1 protein-coding gene is annotated in these 2,067 nt (G+C 71.7%); it reads right to left on the bottom strand.

The genetic code is table 11. The features are described 5' to 3' along the window. Nucleotides 1–983: 983 nt before the first annotated feature. Nucleotides 984–1,757, bottom strand: a complete 774-nt coding sequence (locus tag ACGF0D_RS44135) for an SDR family oxidoreductase (RefSeq protein ID WP_392926213.1) — start codon at nt 1,755–1,757, stop codon at nt 984–986. Between the last annotated feature and the right edge of the window lie 310 nt (nt 1,758–2,067).

Here is a 2,067-nt window from a genome sequence, read left to right as displayed (position 1 = left end):
CACGACCTCGGCCGCACCGACCTCACCCCCACCCTCCTGACCACCCGCCTCGAAAACTACCTCCAAGCCCTCCTCGACCACCACACCTGAACACCACCCCCCACCCCTCCCCGACCCGCCCGCCCGCCCCGAACAGCCGTGAACCGTCGAAACCCGGACCGGCGAACCGCCGCAGGCCCACCCTCCCTCAAGGTTCCTGATTTCAATGCCCGGCGGCCGCGGGGAAGCCGATGCGGCCCGCGCCCAAGTCCCTTCCACGCACCGCCCGCCAACGCACCGGCGTCCTGCCCTCCCTCCTGCGCGACGGCCCCCTTCCACGAACCCCGGCGCCCCCGGGAAGGCCGTCGCCCGAACCAGCCCACGGCCGTTCGACCCACATCACCACCACGTGTCCCCGGCCCACGCCGAGGACTCGTGACCCCGACACGACCCCACACTCCCCACACGGCCGAACACCTGGGCCGACAAGATCCTCAACGCACCCGACCAGCAGAACACCGTCCTCACGGACACCACCACCCCGAACACGGCAACCCCCTCCCCGACCCGCCCACCCGCCCGCCCGCCCGCCCGCCCGCCCGCCCGCCACCGGCCCCGAACAGCCGTGAACCGTCGAAACCCGAACCGGCGAACCACCCCAAGCCCACCCTCCCTCAAGGGACCTGACCCCGACACCCGAGTCAGCACCAGGATCACCACCGCCCTCCTGCTCACCACCGGCAACGGCACCGGCTCCCCACCGCCGCCCACCCGGCCCCCACACCGGCCCGACACCGACAACGAAGCCCTTCGGCGCCCTCCATCCGCAGCGAACCACACCCCAAAGACCCGCAACCGACAACCGACTCCCAGCTCCCAGGGCGAGCCATACCCCTCTCCGCGCACACCCCCCGCCACACCCCCACCCCCGAGCAGGGAACGCCGTAATACCCGGGGCCCGGACCGTGGCCGGCCCGGGCCCCGTGATCTCCCCGCTCAGCGGGTCAACTGGGCTGACCAGTGGGCATGATCGTGACCTGCTGGAGGTTCACCCGCGCCGGCAGCGCGGCCAGGAAACCGATGGTCTCGGCGATGTCCTGCGGCGTGAGGCACTCCGTCGTCTCCTTGGCGCTCGCCAGCCACTGCAGCGCCGCCTCGTCCGTCACATGGTTCTGAATCTCGGTGCCGACGATGCCCGGCTCCAGCGCCGACACCCGTACCTTCTTCGCGCCCAGCTCCGCCCGCAGATGACGCGAGAGGTGGCTCACGTACGCCTTGGTGGCGGCGTAGACGGCGAAGTGGGGGTAGATGTTCTGCGCCGCGATCGAGGAGGTGTTGATCAGATCGGCCACCCTGCGCTCGGCGGCGACCTTCACCAACTGCGGGGTGAACGCCCCGATGACGTTCATCAGCCCGGTGATGTTGACATCGATCTCCCGCTGCCACTGATCGACGGCCGCCTCGATCGGGGCTGGCAGCCCAACCCCCGCGTTGTTGAACACCAGGTCGGCGGTGCCCAGCTCGGCCGCCACCCGGTCGGCGGCCGCGCGCACCGCCGCGGCATCGGTCACATCGACGGCCAGCGCCAGAGCGGTGCCGCCGCCGCGCTCGATCCGGGCGACCAGCCCGTCCAGTCGATCCGCGCGCCGGGCCAGCACGGCGACCCGAGCACCCAGGCGCGCCAAGTGCTCGGCCGAGGCCTCGCCGATACCGCTGGAGGCGCCGGTGACCACCGCCACGCGGCCGGTCAGGGGCTTGACAAGGAGGTCCGTGGACATACGCCACACCGTCCGATCCGAATTCCGAAGGAAGCTCCCTCTGGACACCACACTTCCAGCACACCATCCCCGAGCCCCCGCCGACCGTTCCACCCGGCCAAGCTCCGACAGATGTCGACAGAGCCACCCGGCCGGCCCACACCGGGGGCATGGACCGCAGCGGCGGCTCGCCGACCACCTGCGCGCCGCCGGTGACGAGACCGTCCGCCAGACGCATGGACTTGTACGCCGCGATGCCCCGCCGTGCGGACGCCCTGTTCGACCTGGCCGACGCCTTGCTGTGTGCCGACGGTCCGGTCCGCGCCCTGGT

The sequence above is a fragment of the Kitasatospora sp. NPDC048298 genome (assembly GCF_043201465.1).
Taxonomy (GTDB): Bacteria; Actinomycetota; Actinomycetes; order Streptomycetales; family Streptomycetaceae; genus Kitasatospora.
Note: the sequence above shows the minus strand (reverse complement) of the source record. Positions and strands in the feature narration are given on the sequence as shown.